The sequence below is a fragment of the Actinomadura macra NBRC 14102 genome (genome assembly GCF_001552215.1).
In the GTDB taxonomy this organism is placed as follows: domain Bacteria; phylum Actinomycetota; class Actinomycetes; order Streptosporangiales; family Streptosporangiaceae; genus Spirillospora; species Spirillospora macra.
On the sequence record NZ_BCQT01000001.1, the window covers coordinates 116,976 to 143,014 of the forward strand.

Annotated in this window: 22 protein-coding genes; 3 read left to right on the forward strand and 19 right to left on the reverse strand. The window is 68.7% G+C overall.

Going from position 1 to position 26,039, the window contains the following annotated elements:
• Positions 1-36: 36 nt before the first annotated feature.
• Together AMA02S_RS00435 and AMA02S_RS00440 are read right to left on the reverse strand one after the other, a co-directional pair.
• Complete coding sequence (locus tag AMA02S_RS00435) at positions 37-3,078, reverse strand: AfsR/SARP family transcriptional regulator (protein WP_169806750.1); 3,042 nt, start codon at positions 3,076-3,078, stop codon at positions 37-39.
• A 268-nt stretch (positions 3,079-3,346) separates the two neighbouring features.
• Positions 3,347-5,332, reverse strand: a complete 1,986-nt coding sequence (locus tag AMA02S_RS00440; protein ID WP_084264374.1) for an AfsR/SARP family transcriptional regulator — start codon at positions 5,330-5,332, stop codon at positions 3,347-3,349.
• Positions 5,333-5,694: 362 nt separating this feature from the next.
• Here AMA02S_RS00440 and AMA02S_RS00445 point away from each other — a divergent pair, with 362 nt between their 5' ends.
• Positions 5,695-6,129, forward strand: coding sequence for a Fur family transcriptional regulator (locus AMA02S_RS00445; RefSeq protein WP_067449805.1), 435 nt, complete (start codon positions 5,695-5,697; stop codon positions 6,127-6,129).
• Positions 6,130-6,252: 123 nt separating this feature from the next.
• Here the strand turns inward: AMA02S_RS00445 and katG are convergent, their stop codons facing one another.
• The 7 genes from katG to ctaD form a co-directional block, all read right to left on the reverse strand.
• Entirely contained in the window at positions 6,253-8,487 is a 2,235-nt protein-coding gene (gene katG, locus AMA02S_RS00450; protein ID WP_067449806.1) for a catalase/peroxidase HPI, read from the reverse strand.
• 30 nt (positions 8,488-8,517) lie between these two features.
• On the reverse strand, positions 8,518-8,922 hold the full coding sequence (locus AMA02S_RS00455; RefSeq protein WP_218004811.1) for a Fur family transcriptional regulator: 405 nt from the start codon (positions 8,920-8,922) through the stop codon (positions 8,518-8,520).
• Between the two features lie 352 nt (positions 8,923-9,274).
• Positions 9,275-10,447, reverse strand: coding sequence for a hypothetical protein (locus tag AMA02S_RS00460; RefSeq protein ID WP_157430283.1), 1,173 nt, complete (start codon positions 10,445-10,447; stop codon positions 9,275-9,277).
• The gene (locus AMA02S_RS00465; protein ID WP_067449810.1) at positions 10,444-11,583 is read right to left on the reverse strand and encodes a hypothetical protein; all 1,140 of its coding nucleotides are present in this window, start codon (positions 11,581-11,583) and stop codon (positions 10,444-10,446) included. Before AMA02S_RS00465 ends, AMA02S_RS00460 begins: the two co-directional genes overlap by 4 nt.
• A 186-nt stretch (positions 11,584-11,769) precedes the next feature.
• The gene (locus AMA02S_RS39725; protein WP_084264375.1) at positions 11,770-13,275 is read right to left on the reverse strand and encodes a B12-binding domain-containing radical SAM protein; all 1,506 of its coding nucleotides are present in this window, start codon (positions 13,273-13,275) and stop codon (positions 11,770-11,772) included.
• Positions 13,276-14,347: 1,072 nt separating this feature from the next.
• Positions 14,348-14,629, reverse strand: a complete 282-nt coding sequence (locus tag AMA02S_RS00480; RefSeq protein WP_067449815.1) for a hypothetical protein — start codon at positions 14,627-14,629, stop codon at positions 14,348-14,350.
• Between the two features lie 4 nt (positions 14,630-14,633).
• Positions 14,634-16,400 (reverse strand): aa3-type cytochrome oxidase subunit I, encoded by a 1,767-nt coding sequence (gene ctaD, locus AMA02S_RS00485; RefSeq protein ID WP_084264376.1) that lies wholly within the window; start codon positions 16,398-16,400, stop codon positions 14,634-14,636.
• A gap of 129 nt (positions 16,401-16,529) precedes the next feature.
• On the opposite strand from ctaD, the gene AMA02S_RS00490 reads away from it, so the two are divergent.
• Positions 16,530-17,216, forward strand: coding sequence for a YoaK family protein (locus tag AMA02S_RS00490; protein WP_067449816.1), 687 nt, complete (start codon positions 16,530-16,532; stop codon positions 17,214-17,216).
• Between the two features lie 60 nt (positions 17,217-17,276).
• On the opposite strand, the gene AMA02S_RS00495 is transcribed toward AMA02S_RS00490, so the two are convergent.
• The 7 genes from AMA02S_RS00495 to AMA02S_RS00525 all read right to left on the reverse strand — a co-directional run bounded on the left by AMA02S_RS00495 (position 17,277) and on the right by AMA02S_RS00525 (position 22,906).
• Positions 17,277-18,158, reverse strand: coding sequence for a glycoside hydrolase family 19 protein (locus AMA02S_RS00495; protein ID WP_067449817.1), 882 nt, complete (start codon positions 18,156-18,158; stop codon positions 17,277-17,279).
• Between the two features lie 37 nt (positions 18,159-18,195).
• On the reverse strand, positions 18,196-18,708 hold the full coding sequence (locus tag AMA02S_RS00500) for a lytic polysaccharide monooxygenase auxiliary activity family 9 protein (protein WP_067449818.1): 513 nt from the start codon (positions 18,706-18,708) through the stop codon (positions 18,196-18,198).
• A gap of 569 nt (positions 18,709-19,277) precedes the next feature.
• Positions 19,278-19,931 carry a response regulator transcription factor gene (locus AMA02S_RS00505; RefSeq protein ID WP_245667283.1) on the reverse strand — a complete coding sequence of 218 codons (654 nt, stop codon included), beginning with the start codon at positions 19,929-19,931 and terminating at the stop codon, positions 19,278-19,280.
• A gap of 468 nt (positions 19,932-20,399) precedes the next feature.
• Complete coding sequence (locus AMA02S_RS00510; protein WP_067449824.1) at positions 20,400-21,245, reverse strand: ABC transporter permease; 846 nt, start codon at positions 21,243-21,245, stop codon at positions 20,400-20,402.
• On the reverse strand, positions 21,245-22,168 hold the full coding sequence (locus AMA02S_RS00515) for an ABC transporter ATP-binding protein (RefSeq protein ID WP_157430284.1): 924 nt from the start codon (positions 22,166-22,168) through the stop codon (positions 21,245-21,247). Before AMA02S_RS00515 ends, AMA02S_RS00510 begins: the two co-directional genes overlap by 1 nt.
• A gap of 4 nt (positions 22,169-22,172) precedes the next feature.
• Positions 22,173-22,673, reverse strand: a complete 501-nt coding sequence (locus tag AMA02S_RS00520) for a Clp protease N-terminal domain-containing protein (protein WP_067449826.1) — start codon at positions 22,671-22,673, stop codon at positions 22,173-22,175.
• Positions 22,673-22,906, reverse strand: a complete 234-nt coding sequence (locus AMA02S_RS00525; protein WP_067449829.1) for a hypothetical protein — start codon at positions 22,904-22,906, stop codon at positions 22,673-22,675. The genes AMA02S_RS00520 and AMA02S_RS00525 overlap by 1 nt, the downstream gene beginning before the upstream one ends.
• A 278-nt stretch (positions 22,907-23,184) precedes the next feature.
• Between AMA02S_RS00525 and AMA02S_RS00530 the strand changes: the two genes are divergently transcribed.
• Positions 23,185-23,877, forward strand: coding sequence for an LmbU family transcriptional regulator (locus AMA02S_RS00530; RefSeq protein ID WP_245667284.1), 693 nt, complete (start codon positions 23,185-23,187; stop codon positions 23,875-23,877).
• A gap of 62 nt (positions 23,878-23,939) precedes the next feature.
• On the opposite strand, the gene AMA02S_RS00535 is transcribed toward AMA02S_RS00530, so the two are convergent.
• The 3 genes from AMA02S_RS00535 to AMA02S_RS39730 form a co-directional block, all read right to left on the reverse strand.
• Positions 23,940-24,668: a hypothetical protein gene (locus AMA02S_RS00535; RefSeq protein ID WP_067449830.1), complete on the reverse strand. Its 729-nt coding sequence runs from the start codon at positions 24,666-24,668 to the stop codon at positions 23,940-23,942.
• Positions 24,669-24,689: 21 nt separating this feature from the next.
• Positions 24,690-25,097, reverse strand: a complete 408-nt coding sequence (locus tag AMA02S_RS00540) for a PadR family transcriptional regulator (RefSeq protein ID WP_218004801.1) — start codon at positions 25,095-25,097, stop codon at positions 24,690-24,692.
• A 677-nt stretch (positions 25,098-25,774) separates the two neighbouring features.
• A complete protein-coding gene (locus AMA02S_RS39730; protein WP_084264377.1) occupies positions 25,775-25,999 on the reverse strand; it encodes a hypothetical protein in 225 nt (74 codons plus the stop codon).
• Positions 26,000-26,039: the final 40 nt, after the last annotated feature.

Below are 26,039 nucleotides of genomic sequence, written 5' to 3' on the forward strand. Positions count from 1 at the left end.
GCGGGCCGGTACCCGTGCGAAGGCGGCACCTCCCGCTCAGGACGCCAAGCCGACCTTGGCGAGGAGGTGCCGCGCCAGCCTCTGGATATGACCGAAACCGAACTCACCGGCCATGGACAAGGCCACCCGCGCCTCCTCGTGCGCCTCGTTGAGACGGCCTGCGGTGAAGTGCGTACGGGCCAGTTCGAGATGGGACTCGGCCGCACCATAAGGGTGAGTCGAGGTCTGGGTCGCCGCGGCCAGGGCGCGCTCGTGGGCCTCAACGGACTTGCCGAGCTCGCCCCGGCGGCGGTGGACGGTGCCCAGCCCGTTCCACACGCTGATGGCGATGCACCGAGTGCGCAAGCCCTGCGACCGGGCGAGCGCCTCGTGGGCCGCCTCGGACGCCTCGGCCGGCTCGCCCATCTCGGTGAGGGCGACGGCCAGATAGGCGAGGCACTCCGCCTGGTGATACCGGGTCTGGAGCTCGGCCGCCTCGTCCGCCGCCGTCCACAGCACCTCGGCGGCGTGCTCCCACTGCCCCATCAGCAGCCGGCACCGCCCGACCACCATCAGGCACTCGACACGCTGCACGGTCGGCTGCGCCCGGGTGGCAGCGGCGAGTGCCTCCTCCAGCAGCGGCAGCGCCCGCTCGTAGTTCCCGGCCAGCATCTCCGCCGCGCCCAGGCCGAGCGGCACCGCGCCGAGCAGGAACGGCGGCAGCGCGTCCGCGGCGGCCAGCTCGGCGACCTCGCCGAAGCACTCCCGCGCCTGGTCGAGCTCACCCCTTTCGAGCCGGACGGACCCGTGCCAGACCATCAGCAGCGGCCGGCCGGGGGCGGCGGGGTCGCCGTCGGTGAGAGCCTCGGCGACGTAGGCGAGCGCCGTGTCGAGATCGCCCAGCTTCCGGTGCTCCCAGACCAGGCAGCCCACCATCGCCGTCTCGGCGGCCGGGTCCCCCGCGACGCGGGCGGCGTGCAGACCGGCACGCGCGGCCACGATGTACTCGGTGTGGTGCCCGCCGATGCCCAGATGCCAGGCCAGCGCCTCGGTCAGCCGCCACGCCATCGGGCGGGGGCCATGTTCCGCGCAGTGCTCGATGATCGCGACGAGATTGCCGCGTTCGGCGTCCAGCCAGTGCAGCGCCTGGGATCGGCTGAGCCGGGGCGTCGCGGGTGCGTCCGATGGCTCGGTCGTCGACCTGATGGCCGTGGTGAACTCCGGATACAGCGCGGTGACCGCGTCCTTGACGGCGTCCAGGTACCAGTCGAAGAGCCGGGCCCGCGCCGTCGCGCAGTACTCCTCCCCGTACTCGGCCCGCACGCGGTCCGCCGCGTACTCCGACAGCAGGTCGTGCATCTGGTAGCGGTCACCGGGCAGCCGCTGGACGAGGCTCGCGGCGGCCAGCTGTTCCAGGGCTTTCGCCGCCTCCTGCGGCGTGCCGTCGGCGAGCACGGCCATCGCCTCCGCCGCGACGTCGGGGCCGGGGAACAGCGCGAGCAGCCGGAACATCGCGCGGGCCTCGGCCGGCAGCGAGAGATAGGACAGGTCGAAGGCCCGATCGACGGCGATGTGGTCGTCGTCGTCCATGGCGAGCGCCCGCACCCGACGGTCCGCGAGAAAGCGCAGGATGTAGGCGCCGATGTCGGGCCGGTGGCTGCCCGCGAGGTTGCCCGCGGCGATCCGCAGCGCCAGCGGCAGATGCCCGCACAGGTCGGCGAGCCGCTCGGTCGCCGCCTCCTGCTGCCCGGTGATCTCCTTTCCGAGGATCGCCGTCAGCAGCGCGATGGACTCGCTGCTGCTCAGCATGTCGAGCCGGACGCGGCGGGCGCCGTCCCGCGCGGTCAGCGCGGTCAGCTCGTTGCGGCTGGTGATCAGCATCGCGCAGCCGGGCTCGCTCGGGATGAGCGGGCGGACCTGGCTGGCCGACGCGGCGTTGTCCACCGTGACGAGGACGCGCTTGCCGCGCAGCGCCGTCCGGTACGCGGCGACCTGCTCGTCCTCGTCGACGGGGATCTCGTCGGCGTCGTGCCCGAGCGCGCGCAGCAACCGGGCGAGCACCGCCGACGTCGACGGCCGCCGGATCACCGAATGCGTGTGCAGCTCGACGTATAACCGGCCGTCCGGGAACGAGGCGCGCATCTGGTGCGCCACCCGCACGGCGAGCGCGGTCTTGCCGACCCCGGGCGGACCCGACACCGTGACCACCGGGACCGCGACCCGCCCCCCGGTGTCCAGGAGCCCCGCGATCTGCTCGATCTCGGCGCCCCGGCCGACGAAGTTCCCGATCGCCGGCGGCAGCTGGGAGCCCGTCCGCGGCAGCCCGTCCGCGGCGCCCTCCGCCGGCTGCGCGCCCGGCGGCGTCAGTGCCGGGTCGGCGACCAGGATCGACTGGTAGAGCTCACGCAGCGCCCGGCCCGGGGTCACGTCCAGCTCGTCCGCGAGGCCGGCGGAGATCGTCTGGTAGGCGGACACCGCCTCGGCCTGCCGGTTCGCGCGGTACAGGGCGAGCATGAGCTGCGCCCAGAGGTCCTCCCGCAGCGGGTTCGCGGCCGTCAGCTCGCGCAGCCGGCCGATGACGTCGTGGTGCAGCCCCATGCGGAGCTTCACCTCGAACCGCAGGTGCTCCGCCCGCAGGCGCAGTTCCTGGAGGCGGGCGGCCTCCAGGTGCAGCGCCTCCGACGGCACGTCCGCGAGGGGCTCGGCCCGCCAGAGCGCCAGGGCCTCGTCGAGCAGCGTCTCCGCCCGCTCCAGCGCCCCGTCACCCGCCAGCGCGGTGCCCCGGGAGACCAGGTCGCCGAAGCGGTACAGGTCGAGCGCCGCGTCGTCGATCTCCAGCCGGTAGCCGTCCGGCATCGTCCGGATGAGATCGGGCACGTGGAACAGCTGGCGCAGGCGCATCACGAAGACCCGCAGGGCGGCCACCGGCTGCGCGGGGACGTCGGTCCCCCAGACGGCGTCCGTGAGCTCGCGGAGCGAGACCTCCCGGTTCGCCCGCAGCAGCAGCGTCGCCAGCACCACGCGCAGTTTCGGGGCGCTGACCCGGACCTCTTCTCCGTCCTGCCGTACCTCCATCGGCCCCAGCAGGCCGAATTCCATGAGTGGACGCATCCGTCGACCGACCCCCGTTCGTGTCAAACGTCAAAGCTGGTAACGCTCGCCCACGCATCGACCATAGCCCGGCGATCGTGTTTTGTTCCCCTCGACAACAGAGATAGGGGTGGTTTCGCGGAGCGTGAAGCCGCACATACTGTGCGATGAATGGCTTTTCCTGCCCAGTGCGCAGCGACTGGCGGCCATCGTCCGGACTCCTGGAGAATGACAGCGGGGTGGCTACATGATCATTCTAATTTCCACGATCCGACCCCTAACCCGGGCGGCAGTGCCCTAAGCCGACAAGCGGCACGCCTGTTTCCCGGATTCGCAGAACGCGGGAGTTCCAGCGCGCGGAGACACCGGGCGGGCAGCCCGCAACGGCCGTCCGGACCTGCTCACCGCGCACCTGCTCGTCGCGCACCTGCTCGTCGCGCACCTGCTCGTCGCGCACCTGCTCGGCTTGGCGCAGCACCGCGTAATCGCGCAGCAGGTCGTGGACGTGGTACCGGCCGCCCGGCTTGCGCTGGACCAGGTTCGCCCTGGCGAGCCGCTCCAGATGCCAGGCGGCCGCCACCACCGGCACCCCCGCCAGCGCCGCCAGCGCCTCCGGTGTGAAGTCCGGGCCGGGGATACGGCCGACCAGCTGGAACATGGCCTGGAGCAGCGGCGGGAGCTTCGCGTACGACAGGTCGAACGCGGCCCGGGTGGCCGCCTCGTCGCCCTCCACGGTGAGCGCGGCCAGCAGGTCACCGGAGCGGAACTCGCGGACGTAGGCGTCCACGTCGACCTGCGGACGGCCGGCCAGGTTCGCGGCCGCTATCCGCAGCGCCAGCGGGAGGTGCCCGCACATCTCCGCCAGCCGCTCGACCGCCTCGAACTGCGCCGTGACGACGTCCTCACCCAGGATCCGGGCCAGCAGCCCGACGGCCGCGTCGGGGCCGAGCACGCCCAGCGGCACCAGGCGCGCGTCGTTCGTCACGATCAGGCCGCGCAGCTCCTGCCGGCTCGTCACCAGCACCGCGCAGCCGGGACCGCCCGGCAGCAGGGGCCTGACCTCCTCGGCGCTGGCGACGTTGTCGAGCACCACCAGTACCCGCCTGCCGTCCAGCAGCGTCCGGTAGACGGCGGCCTGCTCGTCCTGCTCCGCCGGGACCTGGTCGGGTGGGACGCCGAGCGCGCGCAGGAACCCGGCCAGCACCGAGGTCGTGGAACGCGGCGCGCCCGGAGAGTGACCGCGCAGGTCGGCGAACAGCTGACCGTCGGGAAACCGCGTCTGGCAGTGCCGCGCGACGAAGGTCGCCAGCGACGTCTTCCCCACCCCGGGTGGCCCGCACACCGTCACCACGGGCATGGTCGCGTTGGTGGCGCCCGCGTCGAGCAACCCGATGATCAGCTCCGCCTCGGCGTCGCGGCCCACGAAGTCGGCCACCACCGGCGCCACCTGGGACGGCGTCGGCTCCCGTGCGGCGGAGACCTGGTCGAGAACGGGATCCCGGGAGAGGATCGCCGTGTAGAGGCCCTCCGCCTCCGGCCCGGGATCGATGCCCAACCGCTCGGCGAGGAGGCCGCGCAGGGTGTGGTAGGCGTCCATCGCCTCGGCCCGCTCGCCGGACCGGTACAACGCGAGCATGAGCTGAGCCCAGAACTGTTCGCGAAGCGGATGCTGCTCCGTCAGCTTTTGCAACGGCCCTATCAAACCGATGTGCCCGCCCTTGCGCAGAACCGCGTCGTTCCTCGCGGCCTCCACGTCCAGTTCGCGGTCCTGGAGCCGGGGGACCTCGACCCGGTGCAGGAACTCCGAGTCGACGTCCGCCAGCGCCGGCCCGCGCCATTCGGCCAGCGCCCGGTCGAACAACGCGACGGCGGCGTCGAGCGCGCCCTGCGCCGAGGCGGCCATGCCGCGGGCGGCGAGATCCTCGAACCTGCCGAGGTCGAGATGCTCGTCCCGGACGTGCAGCACGTATCCGGTCGAGGTGGTCTCGATCAGCTCCGGCTCGCCCAGCAGCTGCCGCAGCCGCATGAGGTACACGCGGAGCGCCGGCACCATCCGCCGGGGCACCCGGTCAGCCCATACGCACTCGGCCAGCTCGTCGATCGAGACCGACCGTCCGGCGCGCAACAACAACGCCGCGAGCAATGACCGTTGCTTGGCGGCCCCCACCGGGATGGGCTCGTCACCCCGATGAACCACGAGCGGGCCGAGCACACCGAACCTGAGTCGAGAATTGCTACCAGGCCCCATATCACGAACCGTCATCGAAGTGAAGATGAAAGGAGTCGGCACTATTGTGGCCGGTCACGATCGGGGTGGAGTAGACGTCGATGCCGCGGGGCCTGCCGGGTGCCCCCATTCGGGTCATGGAAGTGAGTGTACGCGGCGAACAGCGCCGTGCTCGCTCGCATCATCGCCGCTGACGTATTCCCGCCACGGAGTACCCGCGTCGAATTCTTTATTCCCAGCAAAGCGCGCCACAGCCGGCCACTCGCGTCCCGGCCGGTCGGGCGGGGATCGCCGCATCCTCCATCGGGGCCGCTCGTCCGGCGAAGGGACCGAATCGGATCCTGACTTAGACTTGTGCCGTCCGAATCGTTCGCGTTCACGAAGGCAGGTTCGGTGCCATGACCGCCTCCCGGCCCCCGACCACCGCCGCGGAACTGCGCGGCGCCGGCCTGCGGGTGACGGCCGCGCGCGTCGCGCTGCTGGAGACCGTCCGGGACGGCGACCACCTCGGTGTCGAGGCCATCGCCGGGGGTGTGCGCGACCGCGTGGGTCACATCTCGCTCCAGGCCGTGTACGAGGCGCTCCACGCGCTCACCGCGGCGGGCCTGGTGCGCCGCATCGAACCCGCCGGCAGCCCGGCACGGTTCGAGGGACGCGTCGGCGACAACCACCACCACCTGGTGTGCCGGAACTGCGGAGCGGTCAAGGACGTCGACTGCGCCGTCGGGCACCCGCCCTGCCTGGACGCGGTGGACGACGCCGGCTACCTGGTCGACGAGGCCGACGTCACCTTCTGGGGCCTGTGCCCGGACTGCCGGCCGGCACCGGGCTGACACGTCCGGGCTGACACGTCCGGGCCGGCCCGATGCGGACCGGCCCGGACGTTCAGATCGACCTGCCGTCAGACCAAGCTGCCGTCAGACCGGCCAGCCGTTCAGATCAAGCTGCCGTTCGGATCAGCCCCGGACGAGGTCGAACCGGTCGAGGTTCATGACCTTGTTCCACGCCGCGACGAAGTCGCGGACGAACTTCTCCCTCGCGTCGTCGCTCGCGTAGACCTCCGCGAGCGCGCGCAGCTCGGAGTTCGCGCCGAAGACGAGGTCGACGCGGCTGCCGGTCCACCGCACCGCGCCCGACGCGTCGAGCCCCTCGTAGGTCTGGGCGTCCTCGGCCGACGGCCGCCACGTCGTGCCCATGTCGAGGAGGTTGACGAAGAAGTCGTTGGTCAGCGTCCCGGGGGCGTCGGTGAGCACGCCGAGCGTCGAGTGCTGGTGGTTCGCACCCAGCACGCGGAGACCGCCGACGAGCACGGTCATCTCGGGCGCGCTCAGCGTCAGCAGGTTCGCCCGGTCGACCAGGAGGTACTCGGCGGGCAGCGTCTGGCCCTTCCCGAGGTAGTTGCGGAACCCGTCCGCGGCCGGCTCGAACACCGCGAACGACTCCACGTCGGTCTGCTCCAGCGACGCGTCCGTGCGTCCCGGCGCGAAGGGCACCTCGATGCTGTGCCCGGCGGCCGCGGCGGCGTGCTCGACGGCGGCGCACCCGCCGAGCACGATCAGGTCGGCGAGCGAGATCCGCTTGCCGCCGGTCTGGGCGGAGTTGAACTCCTCCTGGACGGTCTCCAGGACGCGCAGCACCGTCGCCAGCTCGTCGGGGTCGTTGACCTCCCAGCCGTTCTGCGGCTCGAAGCGGACCCGGGCGCCGTTGGCGCCGCCGCGCTTGTCGCCGCCGCGGAACGTCGAGGCCGACGCCCACGCGGCCGCGACCAGGTAGGAGACCGACAGCCCCGAGTCGATGATCCGCGCCTTGAGGGCGGCGATGTCGGCGGCATCGACGAGTTCGTGGTCGACCGCCGGGACGGGGTCCTGCCACACCAGCGTCTCGGACGGGACCTCCGGCCCGAGGTAGCGCTCGATCGGCCCCATGTCGCGGTGGGTCAGCTTGAACCACGCGCGGGCGAAGGCGTCCGCGAACTCGTCGGGGTTCTGGTGGAAGCGCCGCGAGATCTGCTCGTAGATCGGGTCGTAGCGCAGCGAGAGGTCGGTCGTCAGCATCGTCGGCGCGTGGCTCTTCGACGGGTCGTGCGGGTCGGGGACAGTACCGGCGCCCGCGCCGTCCTTCGGCCGCCACTGGTGGGCTCCGGCCGGGCTCTTGAACAGCTCCCACTCGTAGCCGAAGAGGATCTCGAAGAAGGAGTTGTCCCAGGTGACCGGGGTGTTCGTCCAGATGCCCTCAAGGCCGCTGGTGATCGCGTCGCCGCCCTTGCCGGTGCCGTAGCTGCTCTTCCAGCCGAGGCCCTGCTGCTCCAGCGGCGCGCCCTCGGGCTCGGGGCCGACGTGGTCCGCCGGGCCGGCGCCGTGCGTCTTGCCGAAGGTGTGACCGCCGGCGATCAGGGCGACGGTCTCCTCGTCGTTCATCGCCATCCGGCGGAACGTCTCGCGGATGTCCCGGGCCGCCGCGATCGGGTCCGGGTTGCCGTTGGGCCCCTCCGGGTTGACGTAGATGAGCCCCATCTGGACCGCACCAAGGGGGCTCTCCAGCTCCCGGTCCCCGGTGTAGCGCTCGTCCCCGAGCCAGGTGGTCTCGGGCCCCCAGAAGACGTCCTCCTCGGCCTCCCAGACGTCCTCGCGTCCACCGGCGTAGCCGAAGGTCGTCAATCCCATCGACTCCAGGGCGACGTTCCCGGTCAGGATCAGCAGGTCGGCCCACGAGATCTTCTGCCCGTACTTCTGCTTGACCGGCCACAGCAGCCGGCGGGCCTTGTCCAGGCTCGCGTTGTCCGGCCAGCTGTTGAGCGGCGCGAACCGCTGCTGCCCGGACCCGGCGCCGCCGCGGCCGTCGCTGATCCGGTACGTCCCCGCGCTGTGCCACGCCATCCGGATCATGAACGGGCCGTAGTTGCCGAAGTCGGCGGGCCACCAGTCCTGCGAGGAGGTCAGCACCTCCGCGATGTCCCGCTTCACGGCGGCGAGGTCGAGGGTCTTGAACGCCGCGGCGTAGTCGAACCCCTCGTCGAGCGGATTCGACACGGCGGGGTTCTTCGCGAGAAGCCTCAGGTTGAGCCGCTCCGGCCACCAGCCGCGGTTGCCACCGCCCTGGGTGGGATGCGAGGCGCGGCCGTGCGCGACCGGACACCCGCCCTCACCTATCGCACTCGGGTCGTTGATGATCGATTCGTTTGTCTCCGACATGAGGATCCTTCCAGGGCTACGCGGGGGGGATCAGATTTTCTGGTCGGTGGAGCAGTCAGGGCACAGGCCCCAGTAGATGACCTCGGCCTCGTCGATCGAGAAGCCGCTGTCGTCGGACGCGGTCAGGCAGGGCGCCTCCCCCACGGCGCAGTCGGCGTCGGCGATGACGCCGCAGGTCCGACACACGATGTGATGGTGGTTGTCCCCGACCCGCGACTCGTAGCGGGCGACGAAGCCCGACGGCTGGATGCGCCGCACCAGACCCGCCGCCGTCAGCGTGTGCAGCGAGTCGTAGACGGCCTGGTGGGACACCTTCGGCAGATCCCTGCGCACGGCACCGAGGATCGAGTCGGTGTCGGCGTGCGGATGCGCGTGCACGGCCCTCAACACCGCCACCCGAGGCTGGGTGACGCGCAGAGCGGCCCCGCGCAACATCTGCCGGAAGTCCAAGGTCGACGCCACCCGCCACAGGCTGGCCCATTTTCTTGAACGAGTCAAGAATCCAACGTAGATCATCCCACCCTGGTCGAGCCCTTGCCCACCGAGTAGCGCCTCCACTGCCGCCGGGACCGCCGTGAGCCCGTCGCCCCCACGAATCATGGTCAGTGCTCTGGACGCGCTCTCATCGGGACGCACTCGCCGCTCTGAATCCAAGGCACTTGATTCCGCGGCCGTGCCCCCCTTGGTCCGTCCGTCGACCCCGTCCACTGGCCCGTCACCCGGGTGACCCGTCGCCCGGACCGTTGACGCTGATCCCGGGCGCACCGACTCGGCGCGGAGAAGGCGATCAAGAAGCGCGGCGCTTCCACACGATGACGCAGCCTGCCTTAGGAAGGATCCAGTCGTCGATGCTGACGCTCACCAGGCGAGTCCGGTCCATGTTGGGCGCATAGTCGATGGACGCGGGCCTGGTAGCGCCGAAGTAGTCAAGGGCGCGGACGCGTTCGATGTCGGGAACGGCGACGCTGACCGAGTACGTGGCCCCGAACGTGGGCTTGGGTACTTCGAAGCTCAGCAGGTTGCCGTCGGCGAGGACCTTAGCGGTGAACGAGTACTGGACTCTGATGCTCTCGCTGTCCTCGAACTCCTCCACTGGGAGGTGACCGACGAATTCGCGCTCGACATCATTGCGGGCGAAGTCCACGGTGCGGCTTCCGAAGGACGCACCGTTAAGGACGAAGCCGTCCGCCCAAGTGTCATCAAGCTCACCCGTGGAAGGAAGCCGCCATACCGCGCCCACATCCTCGGCACGCAGCGCCTCATCGTAATCACCGAACCGCAGCACGCGGAACGCGAACCGTGAGCGCCGGACGTTGCTGGTGTGGTAGCCGAACTGGAAATAGACCGAGTAGTAATCGTGCTGCCGACCATGGTCGGCAGCGTGTTCAATCTCCAAGATCTCCGCCCGCACGACGAGGCCGTGCCAGATCTCGCTGGACTCGAAAACGCCCGTACGCAACTTGCGGGCGATGACCTTGCCAAGCTCGGCGTCGCCCGACCGTAGGCGGGAGGCGTTCTCGATCACGTGGTCGAGTTCGTCGGGCGACAACCGCAGGTCAGCGAGATGGGCGCCGGCCGACAACGACTTCACGACCGCGTGCGCGACCTCGTCTTGCTGCTCGTCGAGCACCTGCCTGACATGCTCGACAAAGCGGTCCTCCGCGATCTGGTTCAGCAGGACCTGGAAGATCGTGAGAGTGATACCGACCTGGAACAGGGCGACCCCTATGTCAGCGACCCGGAACCGCGTCCATAGGTTGTGGGAACCGCCCCCCACGATGAGCCGTCCGCCTTCGAGGGCAACCTCCGTTTCGGCAGGCGGGGCAAGCAAGATCAACAGGAACCCTGCCAGTGTGGCCACCACGCCGAGCAGCAGACCACGGCTACGGTAGAGATCGCTGAGGGTTCCGACCAGGTTGCGGGCCGGTCCTCGCGTCCCTCGGCCGCCCGGCGCGCTCACGCGCCCGGAGCCGGGGAACCCGGAAGGTAGCGGATGACCGCCACATCGGCGGCGGCTTCAAGGCCGAGATAGTGGTCGACGTTGGAGTAACCGATGCGATCGCCGTCCTGAACGAACAACGCCGACGTGGCGCCGAGCTCCTCCAGCATGGGCGCGCCGACGTCTCTGGAGACTCCTGCCTCGACGCAGACCTCTCCAACAGTGCGGCCCTTCCGAGCGTGCAGGGCCAGCAGACATTCCAGCGGAGAGAACACGTGGGACGGCAGGTAAGCTTCGCACGCGAACTCCACCAGTTCAGTGGTGGCGTCGTCCCATGAACCTCGCGGTAGTGACAGTTCCCGATACGTCCCCTTCATCACAGCCTCCTCGGCCTCGTGGATGGCTGCGCGCCCGCGTCGTACCAGGGCGACGATGCCCTCGATGCCGAACTCCCGGTAGAGGAGGGACGCTTGGCGGGTGTGGTCGAGGTAGACCGACCAGAGCTTGTCCCGTTCGGCACCATGCCGACCGTGCACGATGATGTTGCGCAGAACGTGCGCAGGTAACACTCCCAGCCCCGCGTAACAGGTGCCGAGGATCTCGGCCACCCCTTCTTCCAGCCCCATCGCATAGATCTCGGGGTCAACCGAGCCCGTGACCGTGTGCACGACCTCATGGGCGAACAAGGCGTCGGAGTAGAACGGGCGAAGCCGGTCGCGGCGGAAGTAGACCCCGGGCTCGATACCGTACCTGTCCTGATCTTCTGCGTCCGGCGCGAAGGCCGCCCAGGCGAACCGGTGGAACGGTTCCGGGAAGGTGTCCACGACGCGCAGCGGAGCCTCACCGACGGGAAGCCCCGCTTCCTGAAGCCGTTTCTGCAAGCTCGGGCCAAGGACGTCCAAGCGCTCGGTCACCGTGTCGTACCCGACGATGCCGCCGAAATCTGCGCTGGAGACGCGCCGGAGATCCTCGGCGATGAGGCGCCGCGCGGCGTCATGCTGGGTGCCGACCTCCCCGCCGGTGCTCAGCCTGTCCGCGATCGCCGCCAGTTCAGCGGCGAAGGATTGCGGCGCCGTCGTCTGGTCGTACGTCGCTGTCAGATCTGCCTCGGTTTCGAGGATCGCGGCGAACCGCTCGATGTTGGCGAATCTGCACATTCGCTGATAAACGCCGCCGTAAAGAAGATCAGAGAAGCTGGTCATCGATTCGATCCGGGTCTTCGATGGTTCAAGGACAGATCACTCCGGCTCGCCCAATGGCCAGGAGGCCGCTGGGCGAGCCCGCGGTCCATCAGCCACCGCCGCTATTACCGTCGACCCACATGGTTCCTCCTTCCCCTTCGATCAGTTGATGGCTCCGCCGAGGACCTGAACCCGTCTGGTAACAGCAGACCGCATGTCTGGGTCCATATCGGGCTCGGCGCCGGAAGCCACCCGCTCCCAACATCGGATCGCATGATCGACCAGTGCTTCGGAGATGTCCTTAGCGATTTGCTTCAGCCGACCTGCCTGCTCGATCTGATCCGTGGTAATGCAACGGAACAGAGCGGTCTGACACCGCCGTTCCACATGGGTGTACGGTTCCAGAACGTCAAGGAACGACCGGCGCAGAACGGCCACCGAGGCATCAGTGAAATCGTAGTCGACCCTATATGCTGACTCCCTCAGCGCCACACCTCTACGCCGAAAATAGCCGTTGAGCGGAGCTCCGGGATAAAGTTCGAGGCGGTTGGCGATTCGACGATACGTACCCAGGCGTAACCGATATAGGAAGTCCAGATTCTCCCGAACCCCGCCCAGCGACGACTGCGGCTGGAACATGATGAAGCCGATGGTGAAGTCAATCTCGAGTCTGCGTAACAGGCTGATGGCCCGCTCGGCCTGGGCGTTCGTGGTCTTCTTGGCGAACAGGGCCAGGTCTGCGTCGTTGGCGGCCTCGATCCCGATGAGCACCCGGCGGAGCCCGGCGGCTCGGAGCGTCAGCAGGAGATCTGCGTCCAGCTCGTTGATCCGGCATTCGATGGAGAACCGGATACGGCGCGGGAGGCCGCGTAGCAGCCGCGCGATCTCGTACGCCCGTTCGTGCCCCTGAGCGTCGCCGCCGAAGAAGTCGTCGTCGACGAAGCTGATCGCCGTCACATCGTGTTCGCGGATGAGTTCGGCGACCTCCGCCACAACGTTTTTCGCCGACCGGGAACGCCAGCGAGGAAGGCGGTGGTACCGGTTACCATAATTGCCGGACTGGCAGAAGGTGCAGTGCGCCATGCATCCCCGGCTTGTGCTCATGGTAGCGACGCCATCGCGATAGACACCGGTACCGGCGCGCCGGTAGGGGAAGGGAAGTGCATCGAGATCCTCTACCGGTGAACGGGGGTCGGCCGTGATCTGACCGCCATTTCGATACGCCAGCCCCGGAATGGTGTTGAAGGAACGACCGGCTCGCAAGCATCGCCAGAGGTCACGTACGGTGTCATCACCTTCATACAGGCACACCGAGTCCAACGCCGAACTGTCCTGGAGGACGCGCTGCCAGAGGAACTGCACGCCTTGGCCGCCGAGGATGAGGTGAGCGGCCGGAGCGACGGCGCGCAGGGTAGAGATCAGTTCCAACGCCGCGGGTACCTGACGGGTGAACAGCACCCCCACTCCGATCAGGCGTGCGCTCGCCGCGAATTTCGCGACACCGGCCGGGACTTCACCAGGGCACTCGTCTACCACGCATACCTCTGCACTCTCCCGTAGCAGGGTTGCCGCGACGGACCGGAGACCTAGACTTTCGGCAGAACCGTAGGCCGAAATGTCGTATGCAGGAGAAATCAGCAATGCGCGATCATTTGGGTCGCTCGCCATGCCTCCCCCTCACTCCTCGGCCAACCTCAGGACTAGCACGCCACCGAGAGACAGTCCAGGGAATGCCGGTTCGAGACAGATGAAATTGTTCAAAGGTCCATAAAGATGTATATGGCATACCGAAACACTCACCAGGTTCAATTCAACCTGTGCGGGTCGGTCGCGAGTTGGCCGCAGGCGCTGTAAACGTTCGTGAAATAGGTGAAACTTCTGACAGCAGAGGTTCTCGACAAGATCGTCTTTGCACGCACCGGCACTTAATGTGCTGTCCTGCCGGCCGCCCTTGATCTGCCGCGCCCGATCCCCACCGTCACCTTGCGATACGTGATCACCGTTGCATGCGCCCGTTCACTAGGCGCAGAGAAGGTTACAACCACACGAACTGGCTCGACCTGATCGACGTCTCGGGTCCATTCCTCCGAATCCCGGTCCTCCGGCGGACGTGGCCGATTCCGGAGACGCCTCGATCGGTCCGCTCGCGAACGGCTCCGCCTGGCACACGCCACCTCCCCAAGAAGGCCATGGATCAACTACGTCCTGACCGAGCTTCTCGGCTGGGACGACCTCGTCCATTTCGAGGCTGAGACCGGTGGCCTGTCCATGGACGTCCCGGCATACGACGCCACTGTCACGCCGTCGTTCGTCCTGCGGGAACCCGGAGCAGTGGCCGACGCCGATGCCGAGACTGTCCATCTCCTCAGGCTCATCTGCGGCGAGCATCCGCATCAGCGGATCATGGGCTCGGACTGGCCGGCGACCTCTGTAGACCTGCTTGCTCAGTTGTGCCGCCACTATGACACCGGACAACGTCCTCGTTCTGACCAGTCAGAAGATCGCCTTCCGACGCGGGCCGTCGGGCCGCAGCGTCGGGCGCCCCTGGCCTGGTCTTCCACGGTGCGGGCCGCACCGACAGCGCGATCTGAACACTGTGGACTCTCGCTGATGACCTGGAACGCCTCAACGGCCCGGCCGATCGCACCCTCCCGACCGTCCAGGAAATGCTCAGCCGACTCACGTGAGGGAGCCGCCCTCCAGTGAGCCATCAGCCATCAAGCAGGACGCTGCGAGAGGCTCAGAGGAGGGCGATGGTCAGGACGAGGACGGCGATGGAGGCGGCGGCCAGGAGGGGAAGCCAGCTCTGGAGGCTTGCGGTGCGCGAGGGGCGGGGGTCGCCTTCGAGGCGCCTGGCGCGGGCGGCGGTGTGGCGGAGGTGGAAGGTCAGGAGGGCGGCGAGGCAGGCCGCCAGGATCAGGACGGCGCTGTGGACGCGATCCCCCATGCTCAGCCGGTACAGGACGTGCGCCGCGAGGAGGCCGGACGCGCACGTCCAGAGCGTGGAGGCCGGGCGGCGCATCGGATCAGCCCCTCGGTGCCCCGGCGCCTTGGCCGAGTGCCGGTTCCGTGCCGAGGTGCGGGTGGTGCAGGTCGAAGGCGGGGCGTTCGGAGCGGATCCGCGGGATGGCATTGAAGTTGTGGCGGGGTGGCGGGCAGGTGGTGGCCCATTCGAGGGAGTTGCCGCTGCCCCAGGGGTCGTCGGCCACCACCTTCCTGCCCTTTTTCCACGTGACGTAGATGTTGAGGAAGAAGGGCAGGGTCGAGGCACCGAGAACGAAGGAGAAGATCGAGGATATCTGGTTCAGGGTCGTGAACATGTCGGGATAGTCGGCGTAGCGGCGCGGCATTCCCCAGGCGCCGAGCCAGTGCTGGACGAGGAACGTGCCGTGAAAGCCGATGAACAGCGTCCAGAAATGGACCATCCCCAGGGGTTCGTTCAGCTTCTTCCCGGTGAACTTGGGCCACCAGTAGTAGAAGGCGGCGTACATGCTGAACACCACGGTTCCGAAGACCACGTAGTGGAAGTGGGCGACGACGAAGTAGGTGTCGGAGACCTGGAAGTCCATGGGCGGGGACGCCAGGATGACACCTGTCAGGCCACCGAAAAGGAACGTGACCAGGAACCCCAGTGCGAAGACCATCGGCGTCTCGAAGGTGATCTGGCCGCGCCACATCGTCCCGACCCAGTTGAAGAACTTCACTCCGGTGGGCACCGCGATGAGGAACGACATAAAGGAGAAAAACGGCAGCAGGACCTGACCGGTGACGAACATGTGGTGGGCCCATACCGTGACCGACAGTCCGGCGATCGCGATGGTCGCGAAGACAAGGCCGATGTAGCCGAAGAGGGGTTTGCGGCTGAAGACCGGCAGGATCTCGCTGATGATGCCGAAGAACGGCAGCGCGATGATGTAGACCTCGGGATGGCCGAAGAACCAGAACAGGTGCTGCCACATCAGGGCACCACCGTTCGCGGCGTCGAAGGCGTGCGCGCCCAGTTTGCGATCGGCCTCCAGGGCCGCCAGCGCGGCGGCCAGGACCGGGAACGCCACCAGGATCAGGATCGAGGTGAGCAGCACGTTCCAGGTGAACAGCGACATGCGGAACATGATCATTCCGGGGGCGCGCATGCAGAGGATGGTCGTGACGAAGTTGACCGCCCCGAGGATGGTCCCCACCCCGGACAGCAGCAGCCCGGTCACCCACAGGTCGCCGCCCACGCCGGGCGACCGGATCGTGTCCGACAGCGGCGCATAGGCCGTCCACCCGAAACTCGCGGCCCCGTTCGAGGTCAGAAAGCCGGCGACGGTGATGATCCCGCCGAACAGGTAGAGCCAGTAGGAGATCATGTTCATGCGCGGGAACGCCACGTCCGGGGCGCCGATCTGCAACGGCATGATGGCATTGGCGAAACCGGCGAACAGCGGGGTGGCGAAGAGCAGCAGCATGATCGTGCCGTGAATGGTGAACATCTGGTTGAACTGCTCGTTGCTGATCACCTGGGTCCCGGGTTCGAGCAACTCGGCGCGGATCATCATCGCCAGCAGCCCGCCGACGAGAAAGAACACGAACGAGGTGATGAGGTAGAGGTGACCGATCACCTTGTGGTCGGTGGACGAGAGCCAGGATGCGACGAGACGTCCCTTGGACGTCCTCGGCGGAGCCGCTCGCGGGGCCGGCGGGCGCAGTTCCTCCAGCGAGGTCACCGCCCACTCCGGAGCATGGACGGAGCGCAGGGCGGGCGTGGTTGCCGTGACGCGGCCATAGGGCCAATCATCACCGGTGCGCATGCCGCTGATCGTTTCCGTCCCGCCAAGGCCCGGCAAAATCTCGGGTGCCGATAGTCGTTCGCCGGCCATCCGTCAAGAATCCCGCCATGCCTCCACGGCCTTTACCGCGGCGCACGCGAGAATGAACGTGTGCCCAAAGCGCGCGATCACGGACCACTGCCGCCTTTGCTCGTTCTCCTCACGGTGATGACCGGTTTGGTGGACTCGGTCAGTTACCTGGCGCTCGGTAATGTATTCGTGGCTAATATGACGGGGAATATCATCTTTCTCGGTTTCGGGCTCGGTGGCAGTGGCACGGCGACGGGCTCGATCCTGTCGACCACCCTGTCGACCCTGTTCTTCTGCGCGGGGGCCTCCGTCGGAGGCCACCTTGCTTTCAGGCGGCCGATTCACCGGGGTCTTCTCCTCGGCCGGGGCACCGCCCTGCAAACGTGCGCCCTCGTCGTCGTGGCCTTGCTCGTCACGACCTCCGGGCCTACCGGATCGCCCGTCCGGGAGGTGTTGATCGCGATCTTGGCGGTCTCGATGGGATGGCAGTACGCGCTCGTGCAGCGTCTCGACGTGCCCGACTTCAGGACGATCGTGGTCACGACCACGGTCACCGCGCTGGTCGCCGAACCCGGGCAGTCCAGGGAACGGGCCGTGCGCCGGGTCCTGTCCATCGGCGCCCTGCTCCTGGGCGCGGCGATCGGGTCCGCGCTCATCAGGAAGGTCTCGGTCGCGGCGCCCCTGTGGGGAGCGACCGCCGTGCTGCTCGTGGTCGCCGTCGCCTCGTCCGTCACGGCCCGGCGCGCGGGCTCGGAGCGCTGGCGCTGACGGGAACGGCCCCCGACGTCCTCTGGGGCGAGGAAGCCGAGGGCCGTTGGGGTGGGTGCGTCAGCAGGTCAGGTTGGCGCCGGGAGCCACGCCGAGGAGCTGGGTGAACCGCTTGTAAGCGTCCACCCGGCTCTGCACCTGGGCGGGATTCCTGCCGTCGCATTCCAGGCCACCGTTGATGCTGCGGATCGTCTCACCGAATCCGCGGCTGTTGACCATCGCGTTGTGCCCGGTCATGGTCCCCGGGCCGTTCTGGGTCATCCAGTACCAGAGGGCGCTCTTCCACGACACCGCCGCGTCGCGCTCCACCAGGAAGGGGTTGTTCAACAGGTCGATGCCGAGGGCGTCGCCCGCGGCCTTGTAGTTGAAGTTCCAGCTCAGCTGGATGGGCCCGCGCCCGTAGTAGGCGGCACGCCCCGCCGGGCAGCCGTAGGGCTGGCCGGCGTCACAGTAGTGCGGGTAGTTGCTGGTGTTCTGCTCGACGATGTGGACGAGCCCGCCGGTCTCGTGGTTGACGTTGGCCAGGAAGGCGGCGGCCTCCTGCTTCTTGATCGTGTCGCTGCCGGTGGTGGCGAACGCGGGGAAGGACGCCATCGCCGCGGTCAGTCCGCCGTAGGTGTAGAAGGCGTTGCGGCTCGGGAACATCTCCTTGAACTGGGCCTCGCTCACCACGAAGTCGCCGGTGGCGGGCGGGACGTCGGACCCGCCGCAGGTCCCCTGGTCGGTCCAGACGGCGTCGCCGCCCGGAGACTGGTTCTGCGTCCACCACTTCGCCGACCAGTTGTGCCCGTTGTGGGACACCGCGGCGCCGCCGGCGTAGACGGCGGACGCGGTCCACGCCGTCGCGCACTCCGCGGCGATGGCAGACGACACCGGCAGCACGGCCGATACCGTCCCCGCCGAGAGCAGCGCGGCGCCGAGCAGGGTCAGGACACGTTGCACCTGATCACTCCTTTGCGAGACCCGTCCGGTGCGGGCGTCACTGGACCTGCACGTCGATGCAGGCGTAGAAGGCCATGGCGGTGTCGGCGATGTTCCAGATGGCCAGCACCTTCTGGCGTCCGGTGTATCCGCTGAGGTCGACCGTGTGCGCCACGAGCGAGGACCGGTCGCCCTTGAAGTACCCGATGCGCTTGTCGCCGATGTAGTACTCGTAGTCGCGGGAGGGGTGCTTGGCGGTGAACGTCCAGGTGAACGTCACCGACTTGCTGACGGAGGCGACGCGCCACGCCTTGGCGTCGTCGTCGAGGTCGGAGAAGCGCCCGTTTCCGCCGCTGCAACTGCGCAGGCCCTTCGGCCCTTCGACGCTCTGCGGCTCGTACTGGATCTGTCCACACTGGACGACCTTCTGCGCGCACTGGGCCTGCCGGCTCGGCGGCGCGGAAACGTAGCCGTGGGCGTAGGCGGTGGCCGCCGGCAGCACGACGGCGACGACGGGTGCGATCACCAGTCCCGCCGCGGTCGCGGCGAGTCTGCGCCTTGAAGTCTTCATGCGGGGGTCCTTGCGTTCGGGGTGGGACGGGTTTCGTCGCGGCCACCGGCATGGCGGTGGCCGGATGAGCCCTGGCGGGGGAGCCGGGCAAGGGGCCGGACGGGAGTGCCCGTGGCTCTCGATGGCACGGCCGGGCACGCCGGGCGGGGTGGCGGGGAGCGAGGCATGGGAGCTCCATCTGATAGGAAACTTTCCTATCGGATAGCTGAACGTTAACCGCCCGTCGCGCAACGGGCAAGGCTTCGGACACCGAAACATGACCATGCCGAGGTCAGAGAGGTCCACGCCGCCGACATCAGGAGTCGCCCGGGATGCGGAGGACGCCCGGGCCCCCTCCGGCCACGTGCCGTCTCCTGCTCACGGGCCGCCTCGCCTCCGGGCGCCGCACTATCCGCGCCTGCGCGCGGCGGACGGGAGCGGAAAGGTGCTGTGCGCTTCCTCTATGCTTCCTATCTTCTGGCAGTTCATCGATGGACGAATTTCCCGGGTGGGGTGCTGGTGCGCCCTGCCGGGATTCCCGTCTGAACGGGCTGCGGCGCCCTCCCGGCCACGGATAACCGGAAGAGCGGTCAGGGTATCCAGCCTGCCTCGGTCGCGATGCGGACGGCGTCCACCTTGTTGCGCGCGTGCAGCTTGACCACCACGGTCGTCAAGTAGTTGCGCACGGTGCCGACCGACAACTGAAGAGCGGCCGCGATCTCGTTCGGCTCGGCGCCGAGCGCGACGTGCTTGAGAACCTGCACCTCCCGTTCCGAGAGGGGATTCTCACCTACGTCCCATGCGATCAGCGCCAATTTTGGGTCGATGACACGACGTCCCGATGCCACTCCGCGGACCGCCTCTGCGAGGCGTTCGGACGGCGTCGACTTGAGCAGGAAACCCGACACCCGGGCGGCGAGCGCGCGGCGGATGACGCCGGGTCGTGCCAGCCCAGTCAAGATCACTGTACGGCAGGACGGGAGGGATTCGTGCAGCATCTTCGCCGCGGTCAGTCCGTCGACGTCGGAGCTGTCGAGGTCGATGATCGCCACATCGGGCCGGCATTGCCGGGCGGCGTCGATGACCAGGTCACCGCGGTCCACACTGGCCACCACGCTCAGGTCGTGCTCCATTTCGAGCAAGGCCACCAGCGCTCCCCGGATCATGTGCTGATCGTCGGCGATGAGCACCTTCAACGCCCGCATTTGTGCACCTTCTGGCTTACAAGACAGGCCATACGGCATCTGTCAAATGCGAACCGCTGGGGAGGCGGGTCCGCTGTTGAGGTCGGTGGGACGGCGGTCGCGATCGGGATCGTCGTTCCCGGTTTCGGCGGCCTCATGTCATGGTCACCGTCATGGCACTACCAGTGACTTCGACGGCACCATCAGTGTGGTTTGCGGCACCGTCACTCCGCTCCCTCGACACTGTGGTTATTTATGATAACCCAATCAGTATCGTCGTAAAATGGCACGCTCCAATCGTGCTCCTGCAATGGCCATAACCGGCCGTCTCGCCATGCTTGCGCCAGTTTTCGCAGGAACCGCGCTTTAAGCAGAATTACCGGAAGTCGACAGCTTGTTTTTCGGCCGTGTTCCAAGCGCACCGCTTAAGGCTCGCACTGATCATTCAACTCGGGTTTAGCGCGTGGTCGCCCGCCGTGTACGCCGGCGGTGATCCGTCAAGAGTCAATGACGTAGCGTGGAGAGGGCTCATCCGACCCGTTGCAGGGCCTTCTCGCGGTATCCGGCCACTCGCGAACCCGATTCGCGGCGGGCCATCCGGCGCAACACGATCGGCGCGACGACCAGGCCGGCGACGGCCCACGCGCTGAGGACGCCGAGTGTTTCCAGATGCCGCCAGGATTCGCCGAGTTCGACGCCGGCCATGTCGCCGGGCAGCAACGCCGACCGCATCCCGAGGCCGAGCCAGTAGATCGGGAAGACCTGGGCGATCCACTGCATCCAGCCGGGCAGCGCGGTGATCGGGTAGAAGACTCCGGAGATCGAGATCAGGGCCATGACGGGGAGTGCCAGATACCCGGCGCCGCGGGGGCTGGAGATCAGTGAGCCGAGCGCGGCGCCGATGGACTGGGTCGCCACGAGCCCGAGGACCAGCACCCAGGCCATCGTGAGCCAGGACGAGACGTCGCCCGTTTCCAGCCCGTCGACGATGAACATCCCCGGCACGATGATGATCGCCAGGTAGACCAGGACGCAGCCGGAGGTGGTGACGAGCTTGCCGATGAAGTAGCCGCGTATCCCGTGCGGCGTGGCCTTGGCGCGCAGGAGGGTGCCGTCCTCGCGTTCGGCGGTGAGGTACTGGATCACCACGATCATGCCGAGTGCGATGAACATCCCGAGCAGGCTCGGCAGGATGAGGGTCCCCAGCGTGAACCCGCTCTGCTGGAACTCCCTGTCCCGCAGGAAGTAGACGGTCGCCAGCGTCACCACGGGCCACAGGAGTTGCCCGAACAGTTCCGCGCCGGAGAAGGATTGGCGCAGCTCGATCAGCCCGCGGGAGAGGCCCGCGCGGAGCACCGTCGTGGCCGGAGACATCACACCGCCTCCTTCAACCCGCCCGTGCGGGCCGTGCCGCCGGACTCGGCGCGGCGCACCAGGGCGAGGTAGGTGTCCTCCAGGGACGAGCGGCGCACCTCAAGGTCGGCGACCGCCTCACCATGCCGCTTGAACAGCTCGAAGACGAAGGCGGTGGAGTCGCCGGTCGCGCGGACGTGCCGCCGCCCGTCCACGGTCCAGCGCACCTCGTCCGCGCCGACGATCTGCTGGGCGAGTTCCTCGGCGGTGCCGTCGGCGACGATCCGCCCCTCGTTGAGGATCAGGATGCGGCCGGCGAGCCTCTCCGCCTCGTACAGGTCGTGGGTGGTGAGCATGATGGTGGTGTCGCCCGCCGCCGCCAGGTCGAGGATGAGGTCGTGGAACTCGCGGCGGGCCTCCGGGTCGAAGCCCGCGGTGGGTTCGTCCAGGAACAGCATCTCGGGGCGGCCGACCATCCCGATCGCCACGTCCAGCCGGCGCCGCTGCCCGCCGGACAATGTCTTGATGCGTTGGCCCGCGTGCTCGTCCAGGCCGACCGCCGCGATCAGCTCGTCGGCGTCCCACGGCCGCCGCACCTTCTCGGTGGAGTGGCCGGCGTAGTAGGAGCCCAGGTGCGCGAGCAGTTCGCGCACCCGCCACTTGCCGTGGTCGCGCCAGGACTGCAGCACGATGCCGAGCCGGGCCCGCCACGCCTCGTCGCCGCGCGCCGGGTCGGCACCGAGCACCTCGACGCGCCCGGCCGACCGCGCCCGGAAACCCTCCAGGATCTCGATGGTGGTGGTCTTGCCTGCGCCGTTCGGCCCGAGCAGGGCGAGCACCTCACCCTGGAACACCCGGAACGTCACATCGTTGAGGACGTCGTTGGACCCGTACCTCATGCGCAGCCCGTCCACCCTGAGCGCGGTTTCCTCATCCGTCCTCATCGGCTCACCTCTCGTCTTTCGCGGCGCGCTCCGCGCCGGGGAGCGAACGCTGGACGCGTGTCGCCAGTTCGGACTGGTCGACACCGGCCAGGGCGAGGGCCCGCGGGACGGTGCCGACCTTGAGCCGCAGGACGCCCAGCAGCAGGTGCGCCGGCCGCAGATCCCGCTTGCTCGCGGCCGCCGCCACGCCCCGCTCGACCACGAGCCGGGCCGAGGCACCCAGCCGTGTCGGACGGTTCGCCGCCTTGCTCGACCGTGGCAGGGTCCCGCCGGCGACGGTCACCCCGGCCGCGCTCAGGCTGTGCCTGAACTCCCGCTCCAGCGCATCGCGGATCGCCTCGTGGTCGAGTCCGGCCGAGGCCAGGAGTTCGCGTGTGCTGCTCTCGTCCTCGGCGGCGATCGCCAGGAGCAGGTGTTCGGCCTCGATCGTGGCCGAGCCGTCGCGCCGGGCCTCCTGCGCCCCCCGCTCCATGATCGTCTGGACGTATCCGCCGAACGGCCGCATCAGCGCCTCCTCCTCAGCTCGACTCCCACGGCGATGAGCCACTTCGCGTGCTTTTTGTGCACCGCCTGGCGCGTGACTCCGAGGGCCTCGGCGACGTCCGACCAGCTCCACCCGGCCCGCATGGCCTTCTCCACCGCGGTGTCCTCCAGCCGGTCGGCCAACCGCCTGAGAGCCACCACGGCCGCCAGCTCGTCGGCGGGATCCTGCGAATCGGGAACCTCGAAACCCGGCATGCAAGCAACCCTAGTTGCTTAGCGATGACTGTCAACCCCAGTTGCTTAACGCGCCCCAAGCCCGCCCCTGCCCGGCCGCGTGAATCTTTCATAGCGATGACGTGATCTGGTCAATGGCCCCTTCCGGCCTGATACATGCATGCTGTGCGTATCTCGGCCAGAAAGGGACGAAAGAGACCACATTGCCGGGGGTGGCCGACCCCGAACCGTCTCGACATTTCGTCCGGGCACGCCGTCCAGCCCCTCGACATCCCAGTGCCTTCACGAGGGAGAGATCCGTGAACACGGCAGGAAAGGACCTGATCACCAATGGCCGGGCCGGAGGTGGGAATGCACGGGCGGCGCGGCAGCCGAGGCCGGAGGCGGCCGGCCGAAGCCGCGAGAGGTGGTCCGTCCAGACCGGTTTGAGGGTCGATGCCGGCGTGCGGGCCGGCCGGGCCGAGTTGCACATGCCCGTAGGCCTGACGTTCGACTCGTGGCGCCATATCGGACGCAACCTCAAAATGATCACCGACTCGTCCGGCTGGTGGCTGGGCGACTGGCTGGTGTACGGCGAGAACCGGTTTCCCAACCGCTATCGCGTCGTGATCGAGGAGACGGCCCTGGACTACCAGACCCTGCGGAACTACGCCTGGGTCGCCCGGAAGTTCCCCGCATGGCGGCGCCGGGACACGCTGAGCCTCCAGCACCACGCCGAGATCGCCGCGCTCCCCGAACGGGAGCAGGACAGGTGGCTGGAGCGCGCGGAGCGCGGCAAATGGTCCACCCGCCGGCTGCGCAGGGAGATCCGCCAGCTCCGCGAGGCGTCGAAGGACGGCGCGCGGCAGTGGGACGGCCGGGCCCCGACGAAGGTGGTCATGAGCCTGGACGCCGGCCGCAAGGACCGCTGGGACCAGGCCGCGGAGGCCGCCCAGATGCCCCTGCTCGACTGGATCGCCAAGGTGCTCGACGAGGCCGCGACCGCTGACTGACGAGCGTGCCGGGGGCTCCCTGTGGCTGGGGAGGGAGCCCCCGGCGCGCACCTCGGGTCAGGTCAGCGCCTCCCGGGCTCGCGTTCCTGGGTCGCGAGCCTGGTCTGGACGGCGAGCAGCCGTCCGGTCTGCCATCGCACGGCGGTGGCGGGCGCCGCGTAGAACGAGGCGCCCAGCAGCGCGTAGGCGAGTTCCGTTCCACCGATCAGGTATCCGGCGAAGGTCACGCCGCCCATGGCCGGGAGGCCGAGGAGCACGACGGCGGTCGGCTTGGAGCGGGCCGTGAAGTCCAGGAGCCCGGCCGCGACACGCCACGGGGTGGCGTAGCGGCGGCGAACGTACTCCAATACCCGTTCGGACGCGAGGATTTTGAAGGACCCGACGAGGTTGCCGACGGCCTCCAGGAGCAGTTCGGCGGGGATACGGCCCTGGCGGCGGCCGTTCCTGAGGTCGGCCGTCCACTGCCGGCGCAGGTCACCGCCCAGCGGGCCGCCGACGATCGCGGCGCCGAGGGAGTTGACGGACGCCGCGAGGCGCTCACAGCGCGACGGCCGGACCCGGTTCCACCAGGCCCGGACGACCAGGCGCCGCAGGACCCGTCCGGGCGTACCGCCCACGTGCTCGCGTATCGCGTCCCCGACCTCGGGGCGATCGTCCGTCGCTGCCTCGATCTTGCGCAGCGTGGGGCCGAGTCGGATGCCGGAGGCCGCTCCCCACAAGGCCGCAACTGCGAGGCCCGCGCAGAACAGGAGCACATAACTCCCGTCCGGCAGGCTGCCGTACTCGTTCATCGGGCGGTGTTCCCTTTCTGGTCATTGCCCGAAGACCGAACTCGGAGGTGGCACCAGGGGGAACGGCGCCCCGGCCTTGGCCAGGGCCTCCCTGCGCACCTCCAGCGCCGAGCGTGCGCGCTCCCGACCTTCGGACGTCAGTTTGTAGTACTTGCGCGGCGCTCCCGAGTCGCGCGCCTCGCCCGGATCGTCCCGGTCCTCCCACCGGCTCGTCACCCAGCCCGCCCGCTCGAAGCGGACGAGGATCGGGTAGACGGTGCCGGTCCGGAGCGCCGTGGCGGCGGAGATGGCCTGCCCGTACTGTCCCTTCTCGCCGTCGCTCACCAGGAGGACGGACAGCACGGCCAGCATCTGATCGGTCATTCGTGCGAGGGGGCGGACTTCGGCGTTCGCGCCGCCGGTCACCCTGTGGCCCGAAGAGGAGGTCATGACGCCATCCCCCTCCTCAGCGTCGTCAAAGGCGCCGCCCCCGCGCAAGGCGCCTTCGACCGGGTGCGCGCCGTCCGCACGCGCCCGTCCCGAGTGGACTTCATGCCGCTGGTGTTCCTCTCTCCTCACCGCGGCCGGCTTTCACCGGCCGCTCACCGTGGGTCACGAGCGCTGCCCCCGCGGACCCCCCGCGATCAGCGCTCGCCCCCCTGACGGTCACCAGAATACTTGTTCTCGATATATAGAGATAGACTCTTCAAGCGTTCGGCACGCACGGCGCGCGGACGAGAGCGCATGGCTCGGCGGCCCTAGGAACGCCCCTGAGGGCCGCGTGGCCCCCGGGCGATACTGGCCGAGGGGCACGCGGCGAATCCGCGAGAGAGCGGTGCTTGAGGCCCTCGCGGGCGGCCAGAGGCGCACTGCGGCGCGGTCCGGGCATATCGCGGGGCGGCATTTCGCGGGCGGCGTCGAGCGGACGCCGGGCGGCTGGAGATCCAGCCGGCTGGGCGCCTCCCCGTGTCGTTCAGCGGGCGGCCGGCGGTCTTCGAGGAGGACGTGTATGGGTCCTCCTCCGGCTGCCGCGCGGCCGCCGGGACCCTAAGGTCGCAGAGGTCTCAAAGGGGTGCAGGGTTCGTGGCGGTCTCAAAGGGGCTTGGCGGAATCGGTGGGATCGGCGGTCAGAGCGGGAAGAGCTTGGCGTACGGTGCGTTGATTCGGACCTTGCGGGTGCCGAAGTCGACGAGGACGGCATCGCGCTCGACCTCGACGACACGGCCGAGGCCGTACTTGTCGTGGGTGACCCGGTCCGCCACGTCGAACTCTTTGGCGGGCGGGGCCGGCGGTGGTGGTTTGAAGGGACTGGTCGGCAGGTGTCGCCGCCGTGCGGCTCCAGAGGGTTTCATCACCGCCAGTATGCGCCCGTAAAGGTGATCACGGGAGCCT

What these genes read in the sequence shown, in the direction of transcription:
- AMA02S_RS00435 (WP_169806750.1), bottom strand. Translation starts at nt 3,078, where the DNA reads ATGGAATTCGGCCTGCTGGGGCCGATGGAGGTACGGCAGGACGGAGAA.
- AMA02S_RS00440 (WP_084264374.1), bottom strand. Translation starts at nt 5,332, where the DNA reads ATGACGGTTCGTGATATGGGGCCTGGTAGCAATTCTCGACTCAGGTTC.
- AMA02S_RS00445 (WP_067449805.1), top strand. Translation starts at nt 5,695, where the DNA reads ATGACCGCCTCCCGGCCCCCGACCACCGCCGCGGAACTGCGCGGCGCC.
- katG (WP_067449806.1), bottom strand. Translation starts at nt 8,487, where the DNA reads ATGTCGGAGACAAACGAATCGATCATCAACGACCCGAGTGCGATAGGT.
- AMA02S_RS00455 (WP_218004811.1), bottom strand. Translation starts at nt 8,922, where the DNA reads ATGTTGCGCGGGGCCGCTCTGCGCGTCACCCAGCCTCGGGTGGCGGTG.
- AMA02S_RS00465 (WP_067449810.1), bottom strand. Translation starts at nt 11,583, where the DNA reads ATGTGCAGATTCGCCAACATCGAGCGGTTCGCCGCGATCCTCGAAACC.
- AMA02S_RS39725 (WP_084264375.1), bottom strand. Translation starts at nt 13,275, where the DNA reads ATGGCGAGCGACCCAAATGATCGCGCATTGCTGATTTCTCCTGCATAC.
- AMA02S_RS00480 (WP_067449815.1), bottom strand. Translation starts at nt 14,629, where the DNA reads ATGCGCCGCCCGGCCTCCACGCTCTGGACGTGCGCGTCCGGCCTCCTC.
- ctaD (WP_084264376.1), bottom strand. Translation starts at nt 16,400, where the DNA reads ATGCGCACCGGTGATGATTGGCCCTATGGCCGCGTCACGGCAACCACG.
- AMA02S_RS00500 (WP_067449818.1), bottom strand. Translation starts at nt 18,708, where the DNA reads ATGAAGACTTCAAGGCGCAGACTCGCCGCGACCGCGGCGGGACTGGTG.
- AMA02S_RS00505 (WP_245667283.1), bottom strand. Translation starts at nt 19,931, where the DNA reads ATGCCGTATGGCCTGTCTTGTAAGCCAGAAGGTGCACAAATGCGGGCG.
- AMA02S_RS00510 (WP_067449824.1), bottom strand. Translation starts at nt 21,245, where the DNA reads ATGTCTCCGGCCACGACGGTGCTCCGCGCGGGCCTCTCCCGCGGGCTG.
- AMA02S_RS00515 (WP_157430284.1), bottom strand. Translation starts at nt 22,168, where the DNA reads ATGAGGACGGATGAGGAAACCGCGCTCAGGGTGGACGGGCTGCGCATG.
- AMA02S_RS00520 (WP_067449826.1), bottom strand. Translation starts at nt 22,673, where the DNA reads ATGCGGCCGTTCGGCGGATACGTCCAGACGATCATGGAGCGGGGGGCG.
- AMA02S_RS00525 (WP_067449829.1), bottom strand. Translation starts at nt 22,906, where the DNA reads ATGCCGGGTTTCGAGGTTCCCGATTCGCAGGATCCCGCCGACGAGCTG.
- AMA02S_RS00535 (WP_067449830.1), bottom strand. Translation starts at nt 24,668, where the DNA reads ATGAACGAGTACGGCAGCCTGCCGGACGGGAGTTATGTGCTCCTGTTC.
- AMA02S_RS00540 (WP_218004801.1), bottom strand. Translation starts at nt 25,097, where the DNA reads ATGACCTCCTCTTCGGGCCACAGGGTGACCGGCGGCGCGAACGCCGAA.
- AMA02S_RS39730 (WP_084264377.1), bottom strand. Translation starts at nt 25,999, where the DNA reads ATGAAACCCTCTGGAGCCGCACGGCGGCGACACCTGCCGACCAGTCCC.